Genomic DNA, 25549 nt, shown 5'->3' with positions numbered 1-25549 from the left:
ATATTTTCCTATCTTGGGGTTCTTTGGCAACTCAACCTCAACCTAATCTGCAAGAGGTCTATTGCTGTAGGGATTGTTGGGCGCATTCGCCGTAAACCCTGCCGATACATCCACCGCGTCCTTAACTAAAACCTGTCGCCCGTTGGCATCGCGGATCGGGTTGCCCGCACTATCTCGCTGTACTGGCAGTACGGGCGTGTTATTGAAACTAAAGCCCCCTCGAGCGTAGATGTGCGTGTCGTCCTTGAGATCCAGCGGTTCGCCATCGAGATCCCCTCCCCCATTAAATATTACTCTCCCCTCAGTACGGATATTGAAGTCCTTGATACCCGTCACTCCTATAGCTCTCCGCAAAATCGCCTCCGACACATCCGCCGGGTTCGCATTTGCGTTCGCGATCGCCAGCACCTCACTTTGGATGGGTGCCTGACTGGGCAATTGCCGCGATCTCATCCCCAGATAACTCAAATCCGGCAACAGATTCGATATCTGCCCTAAATCGTAATTCAGACCATTATCCAATCCAATCGTATTTATATCCATATTTAGACACACCACAAAATGAGGGTACAAAAACCTGTTTTTGCCAGATTATCTCTATCTCTAATCGCATCCTCATCAATCTCTATCCCAATCAAGCTGTAACTTTCGATACTGCTCGCCAGAAATCCCTCGATCTCATCCCCGATTCCTTTGCTAAAAGCGATGGCATCCAACTCGGCGAAACTGTCGCAGATCGAATTCTTACGGCTCGTAGTAGGGATGGCTCTAAAACCCAGGTCTCTTATCTACCCCAATCCAACCCTGGTGATTGGCAACCCACTCCCTCTGGATTCCTACCCGCACTGCTACCCCAGTGGCCGAACGTCACACCTTTTGCCATGACCAGTGGCTCCCAGTTCCGTCCCTCGGGGCCACCCACCTTGAGTAGCGATGAGTATGCCGCAGATTTCAACCAGGTCAAAGCGATCGGTGCCAAAAATAGTCCTCTCCGCACGCCCGAGCAAACCGAGATTGCGCAGTTCTGGTCTGATGCTCCTGGCACCTATACCCCACCCGGCCACTGGAATCAGATTGCCGCCGAAGTTGCGGCACAGAGCAACACTTCACTTGTGGAGGAAGCCCGCCTCTTTGCCCTGCTCAATATTGCCCTCGCGGATGCAGGCATTGCCGCCTGGGATGCCAAGTATGCCTATGAGTTCTGGCGACCCGTGAACGCCATCCGTCAAGCCGACCTCGATAATAACCCGCAAACCGTTGCTGACACCACCTGGGATTCTCTCATTGCTACGCCTCCTTTCCCTGAGTATGTATCCGGTCACAGTACGTTTAGCGGTGCCGCCGATGCCATCCTCACAAATTTCTTTGGTGACAACATTGACTTTACCGCCACCTCCATTGGTCTACCTGGTGTTTCGCGCTCCTACAGCAGCTTTGCCACTGCCGCTGATGAGGCGGGCATGAGCCGCATTTATGGCGGCATCCACTTCCTCGCCGCCGATGTGGATGGTCTCAACGCGGGTAGGGCTTTAGGCAATTACGTTTTCGATAACTTCCTAGAGATCGCTCCTCCTTTATAACAACCTTGTAGCAATTCCTCTGCGATCGCTAAACAAAACTCGACCAGTTTGCTAACTCGTTTGATTCGGGCGATCGCTTCAGGCATGGTTGCCAGCAATTTGTTTCTAGAACAAGCTGGGAATTTCAGGACTACTGCCAATGTATGCGGCGTAATGCTCGAACAATACAGCTACATCATGACCCGTTAGTTGCGCTACAAGTAGTGGGTTCATGCCTGCCATCAAGCAGTGAGACGTAAAAGTTGCGCGACAGTTGTAAGGCTTGCGGTAGGGAACGCCCACTTTTTCAAACACTTCCTTCCATACTCTTCGGAAGTTACTCTCGTTCATAGGATGACCTTCTGGCGTAAGAAATACAAAACGCTCTGGGCTGAGATCGCTAGGTCGTATATTGCGTAACAATTCAACAGTTTCTTGACTAACCCGAAACTGCCTGCCCTTGTTATTCTTAGGCGGCTTGCGCTGCCCATCTGTCCATGTTTCAAATACCTCGACAATTGTACAGTTATCTGAGATCCTTCCCCATGTTAAGCCTTGTGCCTCACCAATTCGCACCCCTGTCCCTAGCAAGAATTTCACATATGGGTAATAGTGCTTGTGATAGCGATCGCCCTTAAAGCCATCAAGAATCAAAATCACTTCCTCTTTAGTAAATGGCTTGGGTGCTTCCTGCGGTGACGAGCGAAGTTTGGGTAGGTTTTCCCAGATCGCACTATCTAACTCGTGCCATTGCCAGCAAGATTTGAGCAACTGAACTTTGCGCCGCACGGTTTCAGCATTGCTATCAGCTATCAGGAATTGTTGAAACTCCTCAGCACTTGCTGTATCAAGTTCAGTTACTGAGCGATCTCGAAAAAATTCCTTAAGTTGCTTAGCGAGTTTCCAATCTATTGTTTTGCCTAGCGAGTAGGCACAGCAGTAGCTACAGCCGTGGTGTCTACCGGAGCTTATAGTTTCCAATCTATTGTTTTGCCTAGCGAGTAGGCACTCGCGATCCTGAATTTTTAAACAGTATCCTAAATGGGAGTTTCCAATCTATTGTTTTGCCTAGCGAGTAGGCACATGAATGGCTCTGGACGCTCCCTGGCAAGGGTAGCGAGTTTCCAATCTATTGTTTTGCCTAGCGAGTAGGCACTTACTATATATCCCAAGATCCTTGCCCGATTTTAATACTGTTTCCAATCTATTGTTTTGCCTAGCGAGTAGGCACTTCAAGGGAATTCGTAAAGGCCGGCTCATTGATCAGGAACGTTTCCAATCTATTGTTTTGCCTAGCGAGTAGGCACACTAAAAACCGAAGATGCCCATTTTAGGTTTGAGTTACATGTTTCCAATCTATTGTTTTGCCTAGCGAGTAGGCACCTTACAAACACAAAAGGAACAAAAACTATGGTCTTAAGTTTCCAATCTATTGTTTTGCCTAGCGAGTAGGCACAATTGTTTCGCCTCGGATGGAGAAGCACCTTAAATCGGAGTTTCCAATCTATTGTTTTGCCTAGCGAGTAGGCACTTTTTTTGGATCATAATTTGTGATACTCGACTTCTAAGTTTCCAATCTATTGTTTTGCCTAGCGAGTAGGCACTTACAAATTCATCAGGTATACCTGCTGAAGTTGCGATTGGTTTCCAATCTATTGTTTTGCCTAGCGAGTAGGCACTCCAGGTCACAATCCCCGACACCGAGGTTTACTACGTTGTTTCCAATCTATTGTTTTGCCTAGCGAGTAGGCACTGTGAAGAACTTTGCGATCGTAATTAGCCAGTCGAGCAGTTTCCAATCTATTGTTTTGCCTAGCGAGTAGGCACTTTTTTTTGGATCATAATTTGCGATTGTTGTTTCTTAGTTTCCAATCTATTGTTTTGCCTAGCGAGTAGGCACTATTTAACAGAGAGTAGTGCGAGTTATTGGTTTATTAGATGTTTCCAATCTATTGTTTTGCCTAGCGAGTAGGCACCACTTCTCCTCGGTGACTGGGTGCGATTCGGTCTCGAGTTTCCAATCTATTGTTTTGCCTAGCGAGTAGGCACCAATCTGAACGGCGGCTCCGTCCTGTGCCCATTCGAGTGTTTCCAATCTATTGTTTTGCCTAGCGAGTAGGCACTTAACAAGGAGATATCTATGGACAAAATTTTACTTGTTTCCAATCTATTGTTTTGCCTAGCGAGTAGGCACAAAAGTCATCCTCGGCGTAAGAGGGAAATGGGGCAATGTTTCCAATCTATTGTTTTGCCTAGCGAGTAGGCACCAGGCAGAAGGGGATGCTTGAGAGAAATCTTTTTTCAAGTTTCCAATCTATTGTTTTGCCTAGCGAGTAGGCACCTCGCAAAAAGGATTAATTATGCAGATTGTAACAGAAAAGTTTCCAATCTATTGTTTTGCCTAGCGAGTAGGCACCGCTTGGCGCGACGCTGGCGCGACTGCAGTGGCGGTGGGTTTCCAATCTATTGTTTTGCCTAGCGAGTAGGCACCAAAATTTTACTTTATACGGGAGTCGCAATAACTGCGTTTCCAATCTATTGTTTTGCCTAGCGAGTAGGCACTAAGCCTCGACTCGATTGATGCCTCGGGAATACTTTCTTGTTTCCAATCTATTGTTTTGCCTAGCGAGTAGGCACGTTCGGTGGCAATCGGTGAGAGCCTCGGGCGTCACTATTGTTTCCAATCTATTGTTTTGCCTAGCGAGTAGGCACGCGAACGGCTACGTGGTAAGAGACACTTTGGGGAACACTCATGAGTTTCCAATCTATTGTTTTGCCTAGCGAGTAGGCACTTGACTGTGCGTTACTCGGAGTACCCGTGCTCGTTAGTTTGTTTCCAATCTATTGTTTTGCCTAGCGAGTAGGCACCAGAGACTACGAACCACTTGAACGCAGAGAAGTATATTACGTTTCCAATCTATTGTTTTGCCTAGCGAGTAGGCACCATAATAGGACAGCAGTCCAGTAGGCGACCACTGCGGGTTTCCAATCTATTGTTTTGCCTAGCGAGTAGGCACGGCGTCTCGACCGGCTTGTTGTTCTTGTACGTGATCCGGGTTTCCAATCTATTGTTTTGCCTAGCGAGTAGGCACTTGGTATCCTGGAACCGGCGGGGGTCGCCTTTGCCGGGTTTCCAATCTATTGTTTTGCCTAGCGAGTAGGCACTGCCGCGCATGGATCAATGCCGGCGTCTGTCGAGCCTGTGGGTTTCCAATCTATTGTTTTGCCTAGCGAGTAGGCACACGCTCGTGGCGTCGCTGCGGATGCCGACGGCGTCGGTTTCCAATCTATTGTTTTGCCTAGCGAGTAGGCACCCCTTTTATTAGAACCTATATTTGGCAGGAAGTCCAGAGGTGGTTTGCGAGGGATCGCAAATTTTGGACGCGATCGCGGTCGAATTTCTCAAGTAAATGGGCTAGAGGATTTGCTGGAGAAGGTGTCGAGCGATCGAACGTAAGAATGAGGTTTGCGAGCATAGAATATTTGAACGCTTTGGCCAGCGATCGCTGGCAATGACTAAACAACGGTCGAGCCAGGTGGCTGAGTTAAAGGAGGTTCCCCCCAAACGGTCACCTGACCCAACGTATGACGAGATATAGGATAAAACCTGATGCTATCTTCACCAAGTTTAATCAACTTGCGCAAGCGCTTGCACATCTCACCATACTTAGCATCATCTAGAATACACTCAAATACGCTATACTGCACCCTCTGCCCATACCCTTCCAACATATCCGACACCTTCTTGCGGCGCTTATCCGACGGGATATCGTAGGTAACGACGTAGAATAGCATAGATTAGCGAATTGTATAGGGTTTGTAAGGAATACTCGGATCGTAAACAGAGCGCTTGAATGCCTTAACCTGCTGCATGAGAGTATCCCATCGCGGTTGCTCGCCGGATTCAGTTTGAATTGGCTCCTCCATCCTTTGTAAAAAGGCTTTCAGATATTTCTTCCGACCCGTATCGTTAAGGAAACAACCACCATCGCGATACTCGAAATCATCACTCCCTTTGACAATACCCCGATTGACTAGATAAAGGATTAGAGAATCGACGATCGCCGCCCGAAATTCCTCAATTAAATCGGAAGCAAGAGCAGCATGGCGTTCGGAACCCTGATGCAGGCAAGCATGATAGGGATCGAGACCCTGCAATTCAATTAAAGTCAGCAAATGATTCCAAAGCACCTGATAGCCAAAGCTGAGCATGGCATTGACAGGATTCCCTGGCGGGCGACGCGATCGCGCCACAAACGCAAAATCTGGATTATCCAGGCATTCACCAAAAGCAGGAAAATACGCCGCCGCACCCGCCCCTTCAATCCCAAGCAGTTCGTCTACGTCGCTTACCTGCAAAGCGCGATCGCTAAGATAACCTAGATTCTTAATCGTCATATCCAGCACATCCGACGGACGCTTGCGGTGCTGCCTTTGCAGCAGTACCCGACTGTTGAGTAGCTTGCAGCGCACGATCTGCCGAGCAATCAGCAGGCGCTCCAGACTCGATAACTCTTGTTGATAGCGGGCAAGCTGGCGGTAACCGCGTTCGATCGCCATAACGCGACCGTAGCAATAACCCATGCGCGATAGATAGGCAATGGGAATATCGCGACGCAAACACTCCCGAATTGCCTGGGTAGTGATTTGCGACTTGCCAAAGACTAAAACCTGCTCCAACAACGGTAGCTGCACCTCATCCAGGACGAACTCCCCTCGCTTAATGACCAGAGTTTCCTGTCTGAGCGAAACATAACAGCCCTGCTGTGAAATATAGAGCGTCCGCATTACTGTCGATCCAGGTCATTGCGATCGCGGCGTTGCAGATCGGAGCGTTCCGATCTAGGTAGTAGCTCTACCCGCTGGTCTCTTTGCAGGTACACAATGATGCGATCGCTGGCAGTGGTGACCGCGTAGGTAGATGCAATAATCAACAACGTATTGACGATGACGGCAAGCAGTCCTAAAGGAGCAATGAGCAGGATAATCAAGCTAATTGTGCCATTGGCAACGGAAACAGAGATATTGCGAACCTGAGCTGCCTTAGGCGTTAAATAATACATAGAAAACCTCCGTTATATAATAAAAACAGTAAACTTAGGTTCAGGAGCCAGCACCTATGGTCAGCCAACTGAGCAAAGCCGACATCATCTATCCCGAAAGCGATGGCAAGCCAATGGCAGATAACACCAAACAATTTGAAATAATTGTCTCGCTCAAAAAAGGACTGGATTGGCTGTACATCAACGATCCCCAAGTATTTATTGCTGGCGATCTGTTGTGGTACCCCGTTGAAGGGCAACCCAAAATTGCTGCGGCTCCAGACACAATGGTAGTGTTTGGTAGACCAAAGGGCGATCGCGGCTCCTACAAACAATGGGAAGAGGAGAACATTCCACCGCAAGTTGTCTTCGAGATTCTTTCACCTGGCAATACCTCAGTAGAAATGGCAAAAAAACTATTGTTCTACGATCGCTATGGAGTCGAAGAGTATTACATCTACAACCCCGATACAAATAACTTAGAGATATGGATGAGAGGAGGTAGTAGCCTGGATAGCGTTGCTGAATCTCACAATTGGGTCAGCCCTCGCTTGGGAGTTCGCTTCGACCTATCGACCGACGAACTACAAATCTTTCGTCCCGATGGCACCAGATTTTATTCCTACATTGAGATCAATCAAATGCTAGAACAAGAGCGTCAACGTGCCGAGCAAGCCACCCAACAACTAGCTCAGATGGAAGCAATACTCAAGCAATATCGCGATCGCTTCGGCGAACTTCCTGAATAAGGCATAACTGGATTTGATGGGAAGCGATCGCCTCTCACCCTAATTTATGGGTTTGGGGAGATAGTGAGTAGCGACATGATTTTTTGATTGAGGATGTCAAAGGGGCTTCGATCCGGAATTTTGACAATATTTCTAAGAATAGAACGAAGATTAGATAGTAATCTGTCTGCATCTTCAATCTCAGACACTCCCTCAAATTTGTGCAGCCGACGATTTCGCTGCTCGCAATATTCATTCAGTTCTCGAAGGGAAGGAATTACTTTTACATAGCCAGAATAGAAATCTAACAGTTCAATTAAAGCTGGACGGCTAGGAAAGCCTCTGGCAGACAGTTCCCATCCTCTCTGCTGGTAAGCATCAGCTAAGTGCTTGTATGGCTTGCCTGCATCAAATTGCTTTACATCCCGCCAAAATGTAGAAGTAGATGCATAACTATCGGGAAGGTCGATTTGAAATTTTGTTTTAATTAGATAGGCAAGTACGCACTCCTGAAACTGTGACACCTCAACTAAAAACTCCGAATATTGCTGCTTGTGATATTTAATCAACGCATTAAAATAGATTTCCTTGGCGATCGCACTAAGATCCCTCTGCCTAAGCGGAGCAATATCGCTAGCTAACTCAGCTTCCACATTCGCAAAGGGCTGAATTTCAGAAAAAGCCCTATTGAAATCAAAATTCATGCGATATTGCCCATATTTCAGAAGTGCGATGAGTCTATCATTAGCTAGAGCACTTTCTTGCAGAGAAGATAATGCTCCACCATAGTTATAGTTATCCACTTGTTTTTTAATCACTTTAATATCAAATTCTTGTTTCAAGACTCCTACGTCTGTTTGAAAAACTCTGGCTTGCAATGGTTTCATCTGTGCGGGGTTGCGAACTTGCCAGACGCGACTATCAGGAGCATAACCCGCCGCTTGTAAGAACCCATTTAGGAAGTCGCAGTTGCCAGATTTCTTAGCATTTTGCGGATTAAAGCCAAGTAAATAAACGATTCAGACATTTGCTCATAAAATTCATAATCCTTGCTTAGTCTACGACAATTACCTAACCAAGCAAAGGTTCGCTCTACCACCCAACGCTTTGACTCCACTACAAAACCTTTCTGATTGTCTGCCCGTTTGCTAACTTCCCAAAGCCATCCGAAGTTGTCGTTGACCCATTGTGTGATTTCATCACCAGAGAATCCAGCATCAACCAGAATTTTCTCTAATCGTGGTAATGGAGATGTGAGATTCTGTAACAACTGCTTAGCTCCTGCTCTTTCACCGATGTTAGCTGCACACACCAACACCTTTACAACTAAGCCCAAGGTGTCAACCATAGCGAAGCGTTTTCTGCCCTTGATTTGCTTACCGCCATCAAAACCTCGACTGCCCGCACTTTCTGTTGTCTTCACACTCTGGCTATCGATACTCACCAAGCTTGGGGTCGCCTCTTTACTAACCTTTTCCCTAAATTGTTGGCTCAATTTGCGATTAATCTCCTCCAGTAGCCCAGTTCTTTCCCACCTTTGCCAGTAGAAATAGACCGTTGAGTAAGGCGGAAAGTCATGGGGTAGATTCTGCCATGTACAACCATTTTTGAGTATATAGAAAATGGCATTCAGTAACTCTCGCATATTTGTTTTGGGTGGCCTACCCCATTTTGATGGTTTGGGTAGCATGGGTGCGATAATTTCCCATTCTTGGTTGGATAAATCGGTATTATAGGATCGGCGCATCTCTTCAGGTTTATACTAGACTTCATCAGTATTTATACCTGCTTTTGGTGCGCCTTTTACTTCCTAAATGGCTTCTAAGATACTCCAGGATGACTTCATGGCAGGCGTACCCGACGAAGCGTTAAATTCGATGCGATCGCCTTTTTGCAAGCTGGTTTGAACTAGTTCTAGTCCTCTTCGTGCTTCTTGGGCAGCTAACAGTAAATTTGTTGGATCTTCTGATAGTCCTTCACTTACAGCAATCAGTTCAACTTTAGCTGACTGTAATTTCAACTCATCATCCAGTGACATCCATTCCTTTGTCTCCTCTGCACCTTTTGCCGTACCTGATGTATACAAAAGCATAACCTTAGCGATCGTATACTTCTCTTGCAGCAAATGCCTCAACAGCGTTACAACCGATCCCTCTTGACTCGTTTTTGCGGAGCAGGGATCTTGGTCTCCCACGAATGAAAGTACAATACTTGACATAATTAAATTCTCACTTTTAGAAGTGAGTGATATACGATAAGTTCTGGAATACCTTTAACGATTTAGTAGAAGTTGAGCTTTAGACTGCTCAAACAGATAGTTGAATGCAGAGAAAAAAGGTAAAGGCTGCATCGGCTTGCAGAATTCTCATGTCCAAATTTTCTATCTAAATTATTGCAACTGAGACATAAACCACGCACCAATTTGCGAATTATCCATCTCACTGCTGCGTAGTAAAGCTTCTTCCAGCAAACTCAGTCTTAGTTCCCCCAACACCACTGATTCTGAGATGCGCTCGCTGCCAAAACTAGGTAAAATGCGAAAAGCAGTAATCTTCATATTTTGGACATCGATAACCCAGTATTCACCCACCTGTGTCTCTTCGTATAGCAGGCGTTTAACGCCAAGATCGTATCCTAGCGATGTATCCGCAATCTCAATAACTAAATCAGGTGGCAAATTCTCATCTAGATCGACAATGGCACTATTTCTAGGGGCTTGTTGTATGCGATCGCCGATGTAATATGAAATATCTGGCTGACACTCACTTACTCCCTGTTTTCGATAGCTGCAATTTGTATAGCCTTTAATCGAAATGTTGTTTTTTATGCAATAGAGCGAAATCAAAACTATCACTACAGTATTCACAAAAGCGTGGTCGGCACCAACACCCATCTCGTAATAGTATCTCCCTTGATAGTAATAAAATTTTGCCTTGTCACGATCTGGCGTTTGAGAGATTTGCAAAAATTCTTGCCATGTCGTGGGAATCCACCCACTCTGAGTAATATTTGAATTCAAAGTGGTGAGGGACGAAGCGATCGCATTCATACTCTACTCCTTTTTGCCATGACCATACTCTCTAATATAGCACTATAAACATGAATCTCTAACAGCATTATCATCACCTCCACCACATCGCATTTGAATGCCAACCATATCGATCGCTTCTCATCCAAAGCCAAAGCGATCGCCCGATAATCATCCCAGTTGGCACAACAAAGCGTCACCCCCTTCTCATCGATCGCTTTTGTATGGGTTCTCGAACTAATGTTGTAACCATAAACCATATCCTCAATTTCTATAGGGGGAAGATTTGCAAAAAGTTTTGGCGATAAAGTACTTCATCTTTTTAGTTTTGGAGGATCGGGACGTTGGCGCTTGCTTGATGAAATTGGAGTATTCGGTTGAGGAGTAGGATCTATTGCATCAGATCGATCCCCATCTGGCATCTCTCCAATTACTAGCAGAGCCTGTTCAGCTTCTAGTGCCCTAGCGAAGGCAAGGCGATCGCGATGGTCTACTCCGAAGATAGTTATCACCTGATATGGGTCTTCTTTCGGAGAGAAGATACTCTTGATCCAAACATACGATGGCACACCACTAAACTTTCCTCCCACATTTGCGTTGCCAATAGTATATCTTTCTCCTGTCTTGCTATCTTTAATCTCGCGCTCACCTTTAAAGTTATCGCTGCTATAAAGCAGATTCAAGCCCGATCCTCTGGTGTTATTTAGATCTGACCAATTATTGACATCTACTGGGTGTTTTTGCTCTGGCGATCTCATTAGCCATATTTGAGTATTGCGATCGAACACATCTTGGCAGCGCCCTCCTTGAAAAGGGCTGCTTGTGTAGTTGCCCGATATATGTTCAATATTATGAAAGGCATTCCTTAACTGCTGAAAGAATTTCTGCCATTGTTCGCGATCGTATTTGAGATGCAGTTTGTCCTCATAGTCCACAAACCAGTGACAACCGCGCATTCCTCGATCTAACATATGTAATGGACGGCGAGAACCACGCCCAAACCCTCCAATGTGCGATGCTAGAATTAACAAGCCTGATGCGAGCTTACGATATTCTTCATGCTTGGCTTCAATATGAATCTGACCACCGTAATAAAACGGTCTGCTTTGGCTTCCTTGCTTAAAAGATTCAATTTGAGGGCTAACCAGAACCTGTCCTTGCTCTCCCAATTTACCAAAAACTTTGCTCTCTAGTTTTATCCGCTCATCAGGTGCATAAAGACCTATTGCCTTGGCAATAAAATAGAATGCAATCTATAGAGCAGCATAAATAATAGATGGATGCTTAAAGTAACTCCTAATGTGGGCAGGCAATCTCTGCAATTTCTGCAGTTGAGATAGCAATCTATGTTTTAATTGACCCAGGTTTCGCGTCAGAGGTTTGGCGTGAACTCCCTGTTTCACATCACCATTGAAATACTCTACTGGATTCAACTGCGGCGCATAGGAAGGCAAATAAAATAACTCGATCTCCTGGGAGTGCTGTTCTAACCATTGCTGCACGGGGCGCTCTCGATGGACGGGATGGCGATCCACGATCCAAAACAGTTTGCTTGAACGCTTGTCAATCAACCGTTGCAGAAATTCAATAAATACTGGGGCTGTCAAGGTACAGGTGTAAAGCATAAATTGAATCGTGCCTTGATTACTGATGCTAGCAATGAAATTCAACCGTGTCCGCTCGCGTTTACTAGGACGAATTTCAGGGGGATGTCCCTTGGGTGCATAACCTCGCCCTCCATACTCATCAGAACTGAGTCCCGATTCATCTCCCCACTCGATTTCGGCACCTTCTGCTTGTGCCCGTTGCTCAATCGCGGGATATTCTTCCTGTAACCAGTGTTTCACGGCAGCGGGGTCTTGCTCATAGGCACGTTCGATCGGCTTCTGGGGGCTGTAGCCCCATCGTTTGAGATATTCCCCCACTGTGCGTATCGGCATCTCCACTCCTAATTCTTGCTCGATTAGTATTTGCACGGCTTGTCTAGTCCACAAGGCGCTCTCGATCTGGTATTCCTCCGGGCTGTGTCCCCGCAGCATTGCTTCAATCGTTGTTTCCTCTGAGGCACTTAAACTGCGCCCTTCCCCTACCTCTCGTCCTCGTCGCTGCTGAAACAGGGCTGCTTCTCCGTAATCTTGATACGCCCACCACCACTCCGTAATCGTGTTACGATGAATCCCCAGGTACTCACTAATATCACATACTCGTTTCCCTTGTTCTCGCAACCGGATCGCTTGCTGTCGAAGGTAATTTTGCGTTTCTATCGATAGGTGTCGGCCATCTGGTTTATCCATGTCAAACCTCCTTGTGCCTTTACTTCTATTATCCTATGCTTTCTTTTTCATTGCCGGAGCAATATTGCCATTGCCCGGAACCAATATCGTAATATTCCCCTTAAAGCTGAAGGTCGAAACTCATGAGTTCCGCGATAATCATTTCCCTTTGCAGGGGGATTGTACCCATACATGCCTTCAGTCCATAACTCAAACTTATACTGGGAATGAGGCATACTAGCTAGATATTGAGTAGTACGACCATAGCCGCTGCTAATACGAGAACCAATACCTATTTTAAGTGCATTTTCTAGCCAAGACCTTACAATTTCAGTATCTGCTTTAGTACCCCTTTCGGTAGGCATAATCCCAACTAGAATCGTTGCTGTTTCCATGCTTAGGGATGGAAATGGACTCGATCCATACCTCACAGGATTTGCATCCCACTTCCACTGTGGATTTGCTACATCAACACTCAAGCACGCACCTGTAGGAAATGCGTCTAGAAATTCTACCTTTGCTGCTTTTGCCTGATTTCCCTCTAACATTCCCAATAGTTCTCGGACTTTTGGATCGGCATGTTTCTCTGCCCAAGCTCTAGTTACTCCTTTCAGTGTAGAAGCTGGGATATAGGGAATACCAAAGACAGGATGCAAAACAGGCAGCAGGAGATCGCAGAAACCACGATTGCCGCCTACCCGCACTCGCCAATCGAACTCAACTTCAATAGCGATGCCATTACTACCAACTAGATCTCTTATGCGCTGGTTGAGTGTTTTGTAAATGCGATCGCATCCCTTATCCGCCTCAACTGCTTTCACTAAAACAGGCTTGCGATCGCTTTCGCTGTGAATGCTTGGCTCACTGCGTATCAAAGCTTGTAAAGGATTGCACATGTTTTGGTTCGAGCTGGAAATAGACTTTTGCGGTCTGGCAAATGCACTCGCGGCAGTCTGGCGATCGTTAGAATATTTTTGACTCATGATTCTTCTCCTTGACCTAAAACTGGAACTGCCCAAAATGCCCACTCCCGTGCTAATTGAATCGCCAAGCGGTTTAGACCTGTGTATTCCCTAAACTCAAGCTGCGAAAATAGGGTATTGGGGTTGGTCAAATCTTTATCTATGCCACTCAATTCTTTGAGAGTCAGCAGGAATTGCTGATAGGCTTTGCCGCGCGGCTCGTCTTTATACTTCATGCCATCGCCCGCTAAGCGATGCAGACCCCAAGCAGATATATAAGCAGGTAACCCTTGCACGGCAGTACTTGCTGCCTTCTTCCGATCGTCTGAATTGCTCCCAACTTTTTTGAGAACTTCTTGTAGCCCACAAAAGGCTGACTTACTAAAGTCTCTCGTATCTAGTTTTAGCATTCTTGTTTTCCTGTTTTATCTAATTTCACTGTCGCATTCTCTACCCAGCCGCGCCCTAAGCCTTCCAAACCGCCAAACTGGAGGCGAGTGTTTAGCATCTCTCTCAAAAATTCGCCGACCCCATTTGTTTCAGAGTTTTCCTTTTTTAACCCCCAGGGGAAAAATAATAGCGTTTCTGAAGGGATGGATTCTTCCGAACGAAAACTGCTACCCTCAACAATTTTCTCTCCTGGCTTAAGTGCCACGCGCACTTCTCTTTGCAAGCCAGTCTCGACCAATCCCGCACAATCCTCGTCGGAGAGAACGAGCAATTTTTGCTTGAGATCGAGGATACCGTTCTGATTTGGCAATTTTGCAAAGCATTCCCAGCAAGCCGCATCTTTATCGATAGGTTGCAGATCGCCTTGATTTAATAGTGCTCCCTGTAGGTAAATCCGATCGCCTGGAACCGAGGTAATCCCCTTTTTGCCATTCTCTGATGTAAGTAGCGATCGCCATGCCCTAATCAACTCCTCTAAACTTTTATGCTTCAGCCAGCGATTCCAACGACTCAACCACAGCGGACAGGTAATCCAGGCAAATTGGTGACTGTAGGAAGCGATCGGGAATAAAAGCAGCGTGGCATCGGCAAACCAGACTTCGCCTTCAGTAGGTAGTTGTCCGTCTTTGAGGCGCTCGCCCATAAAAGCACCTACCTCTCCGCTAGGATATTGTGCTTCCAGGACAGAGCGAATTTTACCCCTCAGGGATGAGGATGGTAAATAGGGAAGCTCGGTATGCGCTTCACGCGCAATTCCCATTAGATTGCCTGCTTGGGAACTTGCACCAGTGTGAAGTGGTGTAAGCAAATAGCTATAAGTTAAGTAAGCTGACACGATTTTCTCTTTCTCCTTTAATATTAATTCGATATTGTGGCTCAATTCCTCGTTTACTTATAAACATCTCGGCGATGACCACTGTGAACGATGTTCACGATCTTCTGGTTATAACGGTTTTCACTTGAGAACGGGTTTTATTTTTGGGGTGAAGGGGTTTCACACGGCAGTGGCTCTAGCGGGGAACCCCCAAGACCGCCCTGCCTTCCCTTCTTGGGGGCAACGCCCCCAAACCCCCTACTCTTTCCGATCTGAAAACCGCTATATCATCGATCGCGTACAAAACCCGATAATCACCAACGCGAATGCGCCACTCTTCTCTACCTTTTAGCTTCAAACAACCACTAGGTCTTGGCTCATCAGCCAGCGATCGCAAAGCATCTTGAACCTTAGGATAAATATCTGTAGGAAGATTAGCTAACTCTTTCTGAGCACGACGTAAAATGGTAACGCTGTAGCTCATTTTATCGTTCCTGCTCAATTTCAGCGATCGCTTGTTCTAGGGGAATCGACTCATCTTGCAATTCCATTGCGGTATCAAAGGCGTAAAGGGACTCTAATTCTTCAAGATGTTCGAGCAATCTCTGATATTCATCAAAAGGAATCACTACACTTAAACGATTGCCGTTGGCATCGACAAGATACTGTTCTTTTAAAGACTGCATAATTTTGCTCCTTCTTAAGTAATTATCTGCAATTCTACAAACCTAAAACTTAAGTTTCCCTTGCCCCAAGGGTTACCTAATTTAGTATTCATGAATTTTCTCCTGTAGGTTTAATTTGAATCCACAGTAGCTCTGAGTAGCCTAATTGCCGCCAAACATTACCCTTTGCCGCTTCATCCTCCTGAAACAATAGACCTCTTGCAGATTAGGTTGAGGTTGAGTTGCCAAAGAACCCCAAGATAGGAAAATATCAGGACATAGCAATAACGAAAAAGCGTCCTGATGATGAACTATATAATAGCGCAAACCCTACCTGCTGCACACTTTAAGCGTCGATTTGGTATCGAGACTAATACGTTCAAAGCAATTGTGAAAGTGCTTAAACCAGAGTGGCGAGCAACGCCAACACCTGGAGCCAAGCCTAAACTCGGACTAGAAGACCGCATATTGGTTGCCTTCGAGTATTGGCGGGAATATCGCACCTACTTTCACATCGCCACTAGTTGGGGCATCAGCGAGTCTACAGTTTGTCGAATAGTGCATTGGGTAGAGGAGACTTTAATCCGCTCACGTCGCTTTCGACTACCTGGGAAGCGCCAGTTGGTGCGGGGCTTTGGGATACCTACAGTCGCGATCGTTGATGTGACTGAAACTCGCATTGAGCGTCCTAAGCGGCACCAACGTGCCTTTTATAGCGGCAAACAGAAAGGGCACACGCTCAAATGTCAACTCATAATTGACGCTCTTACTGGGCAGATTATCTGTACGTTTTTCGGCAAGGGGCGACGGCATGATTTCAAGCTGTTCAAAGCTTCTGGCATCCATTTCCATCCTCAAACCGAGAGTTTGCAGGACAAGGGTTATCAAGGCATCCAGAAACTGCATCTCTACTGCCGCTTACCCCACAAGAAACCGAAAGGTGGTCAGCTTACGCCTGAGCAGAAAGCGTTCAACCGCCAACTTGCGCGCCAACGGGTTGGCATTGAGCATGTTAATCGCCGCTTGAAGATCTTCCGCATCTTATCTGGACGCTATCGCAATCGTCGTCACCGCTTTGGTTTGCGTTGCAATCTAATTGCTGGTCTCTACAATTTTGAACGCTCTCAAGGCTCCTCAGTTGGCTAATTTGCAAGAGGTCTAATCAATGGTTGAGCATAGAGGCTGGGGTATAAAACCGTATCGGGGCCATATTTCCAGGCGATCGCCCAACAGATTCGCGCTGATAGATAATGCAAGATCCACGAACCCGCCCAAAAATCTCGCATCTTACGGCTGGCTTTAATCAATTCCTGAACGGGAGTGAAGCTAAAGACTGCGATATATGGACGGGACAGTTTTTTATTCCCCGACCAACGCTGCATCTCTTCATGGCTGAGATTATACCCTGCCAAAGATCCTGCTAATGCTGCAGTGAGACTGGCATGACTCCAGATCGAGCCATCGGGAATGCGCGTTTCTGCTGGCATCAGTAAGAGCGAATCATCATCTCCAAATGCTCGGCATACTGCTGGCGGCAGGCAGCGCCACAACCACCAGAACACTAGACGCGGATCGTTACTGGTGCGAATTGCTTCAGGTAGTAATTCTGATTCGCGGTTATTTAGATAATCTTTACGACTCTGCCGATTAGGAGGAGCGAGCAGCTTATCATGTTCGGGAATGCACAATTTCCATACTTGCTTTGCCCCTGAGAGTAAATGTGCGATCTCTAAACCATCGCGCTTGTAATCAATACTAGAACTGAGACCACCTATTGCAGCGCGATCGCTAGCAGAGGCTATGTAGTCAGCATCATGGATATGTTTGAGTATTGCTCCTTGAGATTCTTCAGGATTCCAACCATTCTCAACCCAATCCCTCATGACTTCTAACTCTCGCCAAAAACCATTTCCTCCTCGCCCTGAGTTATCTTGTAATGCTTTGAGGGCAGGATCGTGCAATAGACCCCAGATTTTTGCTTGCCAGAATGCTACAGACACAATATTAAACCCTCCCAATTGCCGTTACTATTGACTCTAGCAATAGATAATTGTGAGATGCAAGTAATACATAATAATTTTTGTATATTTATCTAATTGGTTTAAAGTTTTGTTTAAAAAGCAATTGACGGATTTTTAAGTAGCTATGATAAATATTGCCTTTTAGTTGACAGCATGCCCATGCCCAGGCACCCACTTACCCATCCCTATAGCGATCGCTGTGCTTTTGAACGGTTAATGATGTTAATTGCCACGCTGGTGCAATACCCTGGGGTTGGTAGTGCTGACTCGCTGGAGACTAAAATAGACGGCCATCATGAGGCTTTAGCAGCCGTACAGGTGAAAGTACGCGAGCTAGCGCAGGATCTGAATATCGATCTGCCCGAATACTCAATTCCGACCCTCCGCAAGGATTTAGTTGCGTTGCGGCAATATGGCATCCTTGACAAGCGCATGTATCGTTGGGGATATTACCTCGGTACGGGTGTGATGTCCAAGCCGGAGTTGCAGGTGGCAATGAATGCCCTTGCTTCCCTCGCTCAATACCAAGGTTTGCCGCAGGCAAAGCGGATCTATGCGGCTCTAGAGCAAAGATTGCGCGGGCTAGATTGGCAATCCGATCTCGACTTTTTCTACCCCGTGCGATCGCAGATCGATCGCGCCATTATCCTTACCGACCCGGAAGAGATGATGGCAAAGCAAAGGAATCGGCACAATCTATTTAATAACCTCGATACAGTCGAGTCAGCAATTCTCGAAGCAAAAGCGATTGAAATCTATCGCAAATCCAATCCCTATGATGGCAAAATTGGCTATCTGCGGGTATTCCCCCTACAATTACTCTATCATGATATTGCCTGGTATCTACTGTATGAATATTGCGATCGCGATTGTTTTGAAATCGAACGCATAGATCGCTTCAAAGATAGTTGTCGATTCATATCTAATGTGAGTCGCAGTTTAGATACGCAGAGAGAAAGATTGAAACTTGCCCATAAACTTATAGACAACGGATGGGGATTGCATCTTGGTAATGAAGACGAGCAGAAATTGGAGCATTCGGGTGAGCTATCGCTTGTGAGAGCTAAGGTGCGTTTCTTCCCACCAGCCATGCGGTTTATTGAAGAAGGCGAACTGCGTCACCCCAAACAGAAAATCGATCTTAGGGGTAAGCCAAAATATATCGATTATACGATCGATCTTCCACCCCGTTCTCTCCCAGAATTCAGTCGCTGGATCGACAGATATATGGATGGTGCTTTGGTAATTGCACCCCAGGAGCTAGTAGAAAGTCATAAACAAACAGTTTTGCGATTGATTGAGTTATATAGCTATAGCCAATAGGCTTAGAACGGGGTGAAGGGGTTCCACCCCTTCACCCCGTTCGATTTGTCGTGTTTGCTGTTCAAATTGCTATTAGTTTGGTTTTGGTTTGAGTCATGATATAGATGGCAATTGGAGTATGCCCCTGTAAGTTTGCAAAAATTCGTTGATTATCGTACGAAAATAAATCAAAATGCGGTCGAGTTTGTTATTGAGTGCTTTCACCGCTCCTATGTTAAGGGTATCCCATAGATCGAGAAGGCTCCGCACATTAACGTCTGCAACGTCCCCGCGACCAACCCCACTCCTCAACTCCAACCGAAACCTCGGAACCGGGACGCACATTTCCACGGGACAGATCGATGAGCGTAACGGTTGTTGCACTCTGGAAAACCCCTCTGTAAATTGGTTGTCCCTTGCTGTTTGTCCCACCGCTGGTCAGCGTAGACGTTTGTGGGGGTTGCCCGGAGCGTTGCCAACGGATCAGGGTGAAACTTCTGTTGTCATACTCAGCCGTGTAAGCCCAGCCGCTATTCATGCGTCCGTCACAGGAAAGCCGTTCGGGAACGGGGGGCGGCGGCGTTACATTTCCTCCACTTACAGAGGTGCCGCAGGTTCCAGTGGAGGTCCCCCATTCTTCCGCACTCACAGAAATTTGGGAACCGGGAGTCACATTTCCTTTAGATAGATCGACCAGAGTGACGGCAGTCGCAGCTTGAAATGACCCGGTATAAATCGGTTGTCCCTGGGAATTAGTCCTACTAAAGGTAAGGTTTGTGGTTTGTGGGGGTTGTCCCGATCGCTCCCAGCGAATTGCAGTAAATCGCCCATTTATAAAATCAGCGGTGTAGGCCCACCCATTATTCATACGACCAGCGCAAAAGAACTGTTGGGCTGCACTGGCGGGTCTTGTGTCTGCTTCCATTACTCCGATGGTTACCAGTCCAGCCGCTAATCCAAGTGCATAGCCCTGTAGATTTCTCAAACTCATTCCCATGGTTTTTCCCTCACTGGGTAGTGGATCGAGCATAAAAAGTACCACAAATAACTCAACATACGAAAAAATCTATGAAAATAATTAGGATTTGAGGGGTACGCGCAATTAATCTATATAGCGGTTTTCAGATGAAAACGAGAAGGGGGTTTGGGGGCGTTGCCCCCAAGAAGGGGAGGCAGGGCGGTCTTGGGGGTTCCCCGCTAGAGCCACTGCCGTGTAAAACCCCTTCACCCCGTCAATAAAACCTGTTCTCAATTGAAAAACGCTATACCATTGCTAGAACTGATTAGAGTTATTTGGCTTTTCGGGTTCGCGAACAAATACACCAAGACCGTTGTGAACTGGGCCGATATTACCCAGAGAGCGATTCAGAATGGAACCGCCTAAAAAGAGCGTGGTCGAGCCGCCACCGTCCAAATTGAGTGCGTTCACCGCTCCCATTTTTTTGAGAATTTCTGCAGTTTGCGGCAAGCTCGGTAAAATCCCCTCTGGCGTTGCGTGAATCGTGGCGAGAATGACTTTGCCAGATTCCTTAGTGGTTGCGATCGCGCTACGAGATGCTCCTTGCTTATCGAATGGAGGTCGAAATTGTTCTAACTTGGTATCTAAAACTACGGTGCCATTTTTGAGCAGTAGCGGCCCCGCTCCCAAAATATTGGGATATTTACCAAAATCCACGGGCTTAAACGAAGTTCTGCCGCGAATTTGCACGTTCGGTTTCAGTTGCGCCACTAATTCCGGCACCTGTCTGGCGACGAGTAGATAACCGTTATTAGGAATTGGGATTTGTCCCTGACCGGCCTTCTCACCTTTAAATTGGGAAACGACCTTTTCTTCCTGAACGGTAATGAGAACTTCATTATCTGTCAGTGGGATGTAATTGGTTCCCCAAGCTGGCGTGTAGCGCGCCATCCCCTTCTGAACGTAGCCGCTGTTCAGGTTGCTAAGCCTAATTGGTTTTTTCTCGGCTGTGACGATCTCTTCGTTAAATACGAGGCGATCGATAAATACTTCACCTTTATTATTCCAGGCGATCGCACCCCGAGTCAGCACAGGCCCTGCCATCCAACGATTATTAAATTTGATCGGCCCGACTGGTAATTGGCGATCGCGGTTAAAGAAGCCACCATTAATTGCTGCAATTGCTTTCCACTGTTCTGCCATCGCTCGCAAAGAACTAGTCCCTAACATGCCAGCCGGATTGCTCCAGATCGGGCGCATAGTCAAACCCTGTTGTTTGAGATCGACTACTAATGAGATGACTGAAAATCGGAAGGATTTAGGATCTTTATCCGACTTAGCCAATGGATTGGGCAACGATACAATTTGTTGTTTGCGGCGCAGACCAGGTACCCACAGAATATCCACATCGGGTGGTACGTAGTCCGGCTTTAGAGTCAGGATAATCCGTGCCGGATCGCCGAGGGTTTCCACCTCCGGCTCCATTACTTCTGTACTCTGAATGCGGATGACTGTCTGTTTGCCGCGATTTTGTACTTCTAAAGCTTCGATCGAATTACCTTTGTCGGTATTAACGCCAGTGGGTATGCTTGGTGCCAGATCCGCTGCCAAGATTAGATTAATCGTCGTTCCTTGCTGCTGGATCTGCCAGGGTGTGGGCGCGCTGAGTTCAAATACGATGCGATCGCCATTTGCCTGCTTGCTCCGCCGCAATGCTTGAAGAGTCGAATCAGGTGTAAAGATTTTAAGCGTGCTGCCCTCCACTTCTGTGCGCCAGAACCGGGCTACCGGGCGAACATCCAGATAGCGATGCTGAATGGGGCGATCGAACGTTGCTTCTGTAAATAAAGGACTGGAGAACCATTTCACCTTTTGCTGTCCGGCACGATTAGAGTCCAGCATATCCAGACCGATCGCTCCACTGAGCCAGTCATCCTGCAGGAAAATACTTTGCTTATCGCGATCGTTACGCCTGATCCAACGCCCCGTCCAAGGCTGTCCGTTGAGTTGGATCGTGTTGCCTTGCTCGACTGGCGGCAAGCTTATCGCTGCATCGGCAATTAACAATGACGCAACGGTTGCCGAAGAAATTAAACCAGTTAGGATTCTATATCGGGGAATGTTCATGAATGCTATTTAAATTTTTCGATCGCATTTTCTAGCATAGAGACAGATCTTACGATATTAAAGATGCTCTACTTCAGGACAAAATTTTTTCTATAGAATTCCAGGATTTTATCCCACCTTACGTGGCTCGAAAGTTTCTAAGGTTGCTGGCTCAGGATCTCAAGCGCCTCGTCGCACCACTCAACCCACCCTGTCTCAAATTTGATACCACTTAGAAGCGTCAGATAGCCAAACTTGCCTTCCTTGGGGCAGGATTGCAAATCCGAAAAATACTCTCGTTCTATATTGCGATAAGTTGTCAGGCGCTCGGCATGTAGTTGACGGTGTCGTTTTATTTCTTTAGCGATCGCTTCAGGTTCAACCAGGTGCCCGGCAAATACCTTTAACAGTAACTCTTCTTTCGTCGGTGATAGTTCGCAGGGCTGGTGCAGCCAATCTTTAAGTTGTTGCAGACCCCGATCGGTCAAGGAATATAGTTTCTTGGCTGGGCGACCCTCCTGGGTAATGGTTTGTGCCGCGATCGCCCCTTTGTCCTCCAGTTTATTTAACTCGCGATAGATCTGCTGGTGGGTAGCTTCCCAGAAAAAGCCCACGGAGCCATCGAATGACTTAGCCAGGTCATAACCGCTCTGAGCCGAGCGAACCAGAGATGCCAAAATTGCCTGAGATAAAGACATAAGCCTCAAAAACTAAAGAACAAAAATTTTTCCACCTGTAAATTTCCCGCTAATCCCCCGACTGTAGGGGGCAGGTTTAGCTAAAAGTTACTGAATTTTCACCAATAGCGTTTGGGCAAGACCTGCCCATACCAATGGATTTTTTCCAGCCACTGAATTTTTAATTCAGCGCTTGACATATGCACTTAATTGAATATACCATGTTCGATATATTCAATTAAGTGTATATTAATTTAATTGTATATTAACTTGATTGTATATACCCTGGTTTCATTCGGAAAGTACTTGAGCTATATTCGCGAGGAGAAGAAATAATTATGATTGGCATTCCAAGCACAGGGCACCAACTAACAATACTGCCAGGTCAATTTGGCGAGCGCTTGCAAGACATCAACCCCCTTGCTGGCATCAACTGGGTCGAACTTCGCAAAGCCTATAGCGTATTTATCGACAATCCCAGTCAAGGTATCTTGCACATTATTACCGCTGCACGTCGCAGTACCTGGCAGAAATGGGTTATCAATCGTTTGGCACGGCAAGCACCACATCTGCAACACGCCGATCTCCAGATCGACATGCAGGATCTTTTGCAATTGCCAGAAGATACTCTAGGAGGAGCCTATGCTAAGCATATCGTCAGTCAGGGCTTCGATCCCGAAGCTTTTGCCACGCCTGAGAACGTGCATTGGGTCGATAAACGCGCCTCTCTTTCCCACGATGTTTATCATGTCATTACGGGTTTCGATGGCACTCCCGTCGGAGAGTTTGGTCTCGCTGCTTTTGCTGCGATTCAATACCGCGATTTATTGAATGCCTTCGTATTATCTCACGTGCCCTATTTCATGATGGGCTATCCCAAATCGATCGGGGAACTATGGCAAGCACTACTCAAGGGATTTCGCATGGGATTGCAAAGCAAGCCCGTCTTTGCCTATCCATTCGAGCAGAATTGGCACAAACCAGTCCAGCAGGTACGGCAGGAATTGGGAATCATTTAAACATGCACCCAAAATATCGCGAGATCGCTCGGCAGCATATTGGCCTGGATATTCGATTGTAAATCCTTTATCTAACCAAGACACTTATGAAAAGGAATTCATCTAATTTACTAGAGTGGCAGTGGAAAAATTACAGCGGCGCACATCAAAATAAGACAAACTTAATCGTTCATCTGTGCGCTGTTCCCTTGTTTATATCTGCAACCTTTGGCCTTTCAATCGCAATTGCCCGTCTCTCTTTAGCGATCGGTGCGGCATCGCTAGGCGCGATCGCCCTTTCTCTCGCACTTCAAGGTAAAGGTCATGCTTTAGAACAAAGGCGGGCATCCCGCTTTACTGGAGTTCGAGATTTTGTTTCGCGGATGCTGGCCGAACAATTTGTAACCTTTCCTCGGTTTCTCTTGACCGGAGGTTGGGGCAAAAATTTCAGTCGCAGGTAATTGATACTTCAACTTTACTAAAACGGAGCGCGAGCCATGAACAGGATTCTAATTATACAGGGACACCCTCTAAGTACAATTACGAGCAAATCTACTCATATTGGAGTAGATCCACAGTAGCCATCTTTGCGTACTTAATTTCATAGAAGTAAACTACCCGACGCTCATTGCTACGCAATAGAGCGCGGGCTTTCAGTAGCCCTGAGATGCTTGTTCAAAGAGCAAGACAATCCCGAACCTCCAGGCTGGTTTACAAGAACAGTCCCAAGACTTGCAATATTCAACGCACCGTTCAAATCAGCATCACCATGCCAACTGCAATGCTCACACCTGAAATGCTTTCCACTCCTGTAGGATTTACCCTGCACTGGATGGATATGCAAACATACGTGGCAAGTTTGGCTTGTATAGGCAGGATTGACTTTGACCAGTTCAATCCCTGCGCGAATCGATTTATACTCCAAGAAAGTTCTGAGTTGCCAGAACGCCCAACTATTCGAGCGTCTGCGTTCGGTCTTATTTCTTGGTTGCTGATTCGTCCGTTCTCGGATTCCCGTCAAGTCTTCTACGGAAATCGTGGCATTAACAGAAAGTGCTTTGCACACTATTTTTTTGCTGACATTGTGGTTAACCCACTGTTGAAACCTTCTCTCCCTGCCCGACAACCGTTGCAGGAGTTTTCTTATCCGTCTGCGACTACTCCTTGTGCCTTTCGAGGCTTTCTTCTGGAGAGTTTGTCTCAACTTAGCAAAACGATCGCGTACTGCGGTTACCTCCTCACCGCTAAAAGTAGCACCATCACTAGTCACGGCAATATCTCTTCTCCCAAGGTCAACCCCTATCACTTTATCCGTAGGTTGCGGGTCTGGTGGCATGGATTTAACTTGAATATTGATATAGAAGTTGCCATCTTGATGCTTGCACAGCGTTGCACTGGTAGGGATTTTGCCATTAAGCAAATGCCTTTGGTAGTTGCCGATAGAGAGTTTAAATCTCTCTCTGCCACCCACCAAATTCAAGCTAACAGTCCAATCCTTCTCTCGAAAAGAAAATATCCGAGCATCATAGTCAGCACTGGTTGGCTTAAATGCTTTGACAGGTTTCCCTGCTTTTTTGGCGGTTTTTCTATTTCCAGCAACGCGATTTATGGCTCTAATAGCCAGGTTTGCAGACAAACCAAACTGATCTCTAATTTGTTCGTAAATCAGAGATTGTATCCGCACGTTGTTCGTCAACTTTGGGTCAATAGTTTGATTGATGTAGTTACAAGCATCGCTAAACGCCAGCAAGGTTGCATTCAATTTATCAACCTGCTCTGTGTCTACTTGAAGCTTGCAAGCTACTGTCAAAACTTGTTCCATAAGCATTATTATATCACTACAATGATGCTTCGCAATTATTTATTGGCAGCAATTCCTCCAGACACTCACCCTACGGGTAGAGTGCTGGCCTCCTTGCTGCATTTCTGGTGAATTTAGGCAAGAGATTGTTAGTACTTCAGGAGT

Annotated in this window: 28 protein-coding genes, 1 pseudogene and 1 CRISPR repeat array; of the genes and pseudogenes, 6 read left to right on the top strand and 23 right to left on the bottom strand. The window is 46.5% G+C overall.

Annotated elements, in window-relative coordinates; all coding sequences use genetic code 11:
* Nucleotides 1–42 precede the first annotated feature (42 nt).
* Nucleotides 43–453: a hypothetical protein gene (locus PSE6802_RS0103390; RefSeq protein WP_019498656.1), complete on the bottom strand. Its 411-nt coding sequence runs from the start codon at nucleotides 451–453 to the stop codon at nucleotides 43–45.
* Between PSE6802_RS0103390 and PSE6802_RS27555 the strand changes: the two genes are divergently transcribed.
* On the top strand, nucleotides 423–1580 hold the full coding sequence (locus tag PSE6802_RS27555) for a vanadium-dependent haloperoxidase (RefSeq protein WP_019498655.1): 1158 nt from the start codon (nucleotides 423–425) through the stop codon (nucleotides 1578–1580). The genes PSE6802_RS0103390 and PSE6802_RS27555 overlap by 31 nt on opposite strands.
* Nucleotides 1581–1685: 105 nt before the next feature.
* Here the strand turns inward: PSE6802_RS27555 and PSE6802_RS31700 are convergent, their stop codons facing one another.
* The 5 genes from PSE6802_RS31700 to csx18 all read right to left on the bottom strand — a co-directional run bounded on the left by PSE6802_RS31700 (nucleotide 1686) and on the right by csx18 (nucleotide 6622).
* A complete protein-coding gene (locus tag PSE6802_RS31700; RefSeq protein ID WP_162139193.1) occupies nucleotides 1686–2348 on the bottom strand; it encodes a site-specific integrase in 663 nt (220 codons plus the stop codon).
* A 110-nt stretch (nucleotides 2349–2458) separates the two neighbouring features.
* Nucleotides 2459–4873: a CRISPR direct-repeat array (repeat unit 36 nt; unit sequence GTTTCCAATCTATTGTTTTGCCTAGCGAGTAGGCAC).
* A 15-nt stretch (nucleotides 4874–4888) separates the two neighbouring features.
* Nucleotides 4889–5035, bottom strand: coding sequence for a hypothetical protein (locus PSE6802_RS33090; protein ID WP_156815392.1), 147 nt, complete (start codon nucleotides 5033–5035; stop codon nucleotides 4889–4891).
* 40 nt (nucleotides 5036–5075) lie between these two features.
* On the bottom strand, nucleotides 5076–5354 hold the full coding sequence (gene cas2 / locus PSE6802_RS0103375) for a CRISPR-associated endonuclease Cas2 (protein ID WP_019498654.1): 279 nt from the start codon (nucleotides 5352–5354) through the stop codon (nucleotides 5076–5078).
* Nucleotides 5355–5357: 3 nt separating this feature from the next.
* Entirely contained in the window at nucleotides 5358–6347 is a 990-nt protein-coding gene (cas1, locus tag PSE6802_RS0103370; protein WP_019498653.1) for a CRISPR-associated endonuclease Cas1, read from the bottom strand.
* Nucleotides 6347–6622 carry a CRISPR-associated protein Csx18 gene (gene csx18, locus PSE6802_RS0103365; RefSeq protein ID WP_019498652.1) on the bottom strand — a complete coding sequence of 92 codons (276 nt, stop codon included), beginning with the start codon at nucleotides 6620–6622 and terminating at the stop codon, nucleotides 6347–6349. Before csx18 ends, cas1 begins: the two co-directional genes overlap by 1 nt.
* Nucleotides 6623–6678: 56 nt before the next feature.
* Between csx18 and PSE6802_RS0103360 the strand changes: the two genes are divergently transcribed.
* Nucleotides 6679–7350, top strand: coding sequence for a Uma2 family endonuclease (locus PSE6802_RS0103360; protein ID WP_019498651.1), 672 nt, complete (start codon nucleotides 6679–6681; stop codon nucleotides 7348–7350).
* Between the two features lie 44 nt (nucleotides 7351–7394).
* On the opposite strand, the gene PSE6802_RS0103355 is transcribed toward PSE6802_RS0103360, so the two are convergent.
* From PSE6802_RS0103355 to PSE6802_RS0103300, 12 genes are all read right to left on the bottom strand, one after another.
* On the bottom strand, nucleotides 7395–8216 hold the full coding sequence (locus PSE6802_RS0103355; protein ID WP_019498650.1) for a hypothetical protein: 822 nt from the start codon (nucleotides 8214–8216) through the stop codon (nucleotides 7395–7397).
* A 68-nt stretch (nucleotides 8217–8284) separates the two neighbouring features.
* The gene (locus PSE6802_RS0103350) at nucleotides 8285–9076 is read right to left on the bottom strand and encodes an IS5 family transposase (RefSeq protein ID WP_019498649.1); all 792 of its coding nucleotides are present in this window, start codon (nucleotides 9074–9076) and stop codon (nucleotides 8285–8287) included.
* A 63-nt stretch (nucleotides 9077–9139) separates the two neighbouring features.
* A complete protein-coding gene (locus PSE6802_RS0103345) occupies nucleotides 9140–9547 on the bottom strand; it encodes a hypothetical protein (protein WP_019498648.1) in 408 nt (135 codons plus the stop codon).
* A 171-nt stretch (nucleotides 9548–9718) separates the two neighbouring features.
* Nucleotides 9719–10378 (bottom strand): Uma2 family endonuclease, encoded by a 660-nt coding sequence (locus tag PSE6802_RS0103340; RefSeq protein WP_019498647.1) that lies wholly within the window; start codon nucleotides 10376–10378, stop codon nucleotides 9719–9721.
* Complete coding sequence (locus PSE6802_RS0103335) at nucleotides 10375–10617, bottom strand: hypothetical protein (RefSeq protein ID WP_019498646.1); 243 nt, start codon at nucleotides 10615–10617, stop codon at nucleotides 10375–10377. The genes PSE6802_RS0103340 and PSE6802_RS0103335 overlap by 4 nt, the downstream gene beginning before the upstream one ends.
* 54 nt (nucleotides 10618–10671) lie before the next feature.
* On the bottom strand, nucleotides 10672–11526 hold the full coding sequence (locus PSE6802_RS0103330; RefSeq protein WP_026103025.1) for a hypothetical protein: 855 nt from the start codon (nucleotides 11524–11526) through the stop codon (nucleotides 10672–10674).
* Nucleotides 11527–11610: 84 nt separating this feature from the next.
* Nucleotides 11611–12651: an IS630 family transposase gene (locus PSE6802_RS0103325; protein WP_019498645.1), complete on the bottom strand. Its 1041-nt coding sequence runs from the start codon at nucleotides 12649–12651 to the stop codon at nucleotides 11611–11613.
* A gap of 47 nt (nucleotides 12652–12698) precedes the next feature.
* Nucleotides 12699–13613: an RAMP superfamily CRISPR-associated protein gene (locus PSE6802_RS27545; protein ID WP_051050546.1), complete on the bottom strand. Its 915-nt coding sequence runs from the start codon at nucleotides 13611–13613 to the stop codon at nucleotides 12699–12701.
* Nucleotides 13610–14002 (bottom strand): hypothetical protein, encoded by a 393-nt coding sequence (locus tag PSE6802_RS0103315; protein WP_019498644.1) that lies wholly within the window; start codon nucleotides 14000–14002, stop codon nucleotides 13610–13612. The genes PSE6802_RS27545 and PSE6802_RS0103315 overlap by 4 nt, the downstream gene beginning before the upstream one ends.
* On the bottom strand, nucleotides 13996–14877 hold the full coding sequence (gene cmr4, locus PSE6802_RS0103310; protein WP_026103024.1) for a type III-B CRISPR module RAMP protein Cmr4: 882 nt from the start codon (nucleotides 14875–14877) through the stop codon (nucleotides 13996–13998). The genes PSE6802_RS0103315 and cmr4 overlap by 7 nt, the downstream gene beginning before the upstream one ends.
* A gap of 175 nt (nucleotides 14878–15052) precedes the next feature.
* Entirely contained in the window at nucleotides 15053–15340 is a 288-nt protein-coding gene (locus tag PSE6802_RS0103305; protein WP_019498642.1) for a type II toxin-antitoxin system RelE family toxin, read from the bottom strand.
* Nucleotide 15341: 1 nt separating this feature from the next.
* Nucleotides 15342–15542, bottom strand: coding sequence for a hypothetical protein (locus PSE6802_RS0103300; protein WP_019498641.1), 201 nt, complete (start codon nucleotides 15540–15542; stop codon nucleotides 15342–15344).
* A gap of 285 nt (nucleotides 15543–15827) precedes the next feature.
* Here PSE6802_RS0103300 and PSE6802_RS0103295 point away from each other — a divergent pair, with 285 nt between their 5' ends.
* Entirely contained in the window at nucleotides 15828–16667 is an 840-nt protein-coding gene (locus PSE6802_RS0103295) for an IS5 family transposase (protein ID WP_019498088.1), read from the top strand.
* A gap of 14 nt (nucleotides 16668–16681) precedes the next feature.
* Here the strand turns inward: PSE6802_RS0103295 and PSE6802_RS0103290 are convergent.
* Nucleotides 16682–17521: pseudogene (locus tag PSE6802_RS0103290) on the bottom strand (type III-B CRISPR-associated protein Cas10/Cmr2); the annotation flags it as partial.
* Between the two features lie 180 nt (nucleotides 17522–17701).
* On the opposite strand from PSE6802_RS0103290, the gene PSE6802_RS0103285 reads away from it, so the two are divergent.
* Complete coding sequence (locus PSE6802_RS0103285; protein ID WP_026103023.1) at nucleotides 17702–18865, top strand: helix-turn-helix transcriptional regulator; 1164 nt, start codon at nucleotides 17702–17704, stop codon at nucleotides 18863–18865.
* 250 nt (nucleotides 18866–19115) lie between these two features.
* Here the strand turns inward: PSE6802_RS0103285 and PSE6802_RS0103280 are convergent, their stop codons facing one another.
* The 3 genes from PSE6802_RS0103280 to PSE6802_RS0103270 all read right to left on the bottom strand — a co-directional run bounded on the left by PSE6802_RS0103280 (nucleotide 19116) and on the right by PSE6802_RS0103270 (nucleotide 22606).
* On the bottom strand, nucleotides 19116–19874 hold the full coding sequence (locus tag PSE6802_RS0103280; RefSeq protein ID WP_019498638.1) for a hypothetical protein: 759 nt from the start codon (nucleotides 19872–19874) through the stop codon (nucleotides 19116–19118).
* A gap of 243 nt (nucleotides 19875–20117) precedes the next feature.
* Nucleotides 20118–21929: a phosphodiester glycosidase family protein gene (locus tag PSE6802_RS0103275; RefSeq protein ID WP_019498637.1), complete on the bottom strand. Its 1812-nt coding sequence runs from the start codon at nucleotides 21927–21929 to the stop codon at nucleotides 20118–20120.
* A gap of 137 nt (nucleotides 21930–22066) precedes the next feature.
* Nucleotides 22067–22606 (bottom strand): PadR family transcriptional regulator, encoded by a 540-nt coding sequence (locus PSE6802_RS0103270; protein WP_019498636.1) that lies wholly within the window; start codon nucleotides 22604–22606, stop codon nucleotides 22067–22069.
* A 317-nt stretch (nucleotides 22607–22923) separates the two neighbouring features.
* On the opposite strand from PSE6802_RS0103270, the gene PSE6802_RS0103265 reads away from it, so the two are divergent.
* Nucleotides 22924–23604 (top strand): Coq4 family protein, encoded by a 681-nt coding sequence (locus PSE6802_RS0103265; protein WP_019498635.1) that lies wholly within the window; start codon nucleotides 22924–22926, stop codon nucleotides 23602–23604.
* An 86-nt stretch (nucleotides 23605–23690) separates the two neighbouring features.
* Complete coding sequence (locus PSE6802_RS0103260) at nucleotides 23691–24044, top strand: DUF962 domain-containing protein (RefSeq protein ID WP_019498634.1); 354 nt, start codon at nucleotides 23691–23693, stop codon at nucleotides 24042–24044.
* A gap of 170 nt (nucleotides 24045–24214) precedes the next feature.
* On the opposite strand, the gene PSE6802_RS0103255 is transcribed toward PSE6802_RS0103260, so the two are convergent.
* Complete coding sequence (locus PSE6802_RS0103255; RefSeq protein ID WP_019498633.1) at nucleotides 24215–25405, bottom strand: RNA-guided endonuclease InsQ/TnpB family protein; 1191 nt, start codon at nucleotides 25403–25405, stop codon at nucleotides 24215–24217.
* Between the last annotated feature and the right edge of the window lie 144 nt (nucleotides 25406–25549).

This window comes from Pseudanabaena sp. PCC 6802, from assembly GCF_000332175.1.
Lineage (GTDB): Bacteria > Cyanobacteriota > Cyanobacteriia > Pseudanabaenales > Pseudanabaenaceae > PCC-6802.
This window is presented reverse-complemented; position numbering and strand designations above follow the sequence as displayed.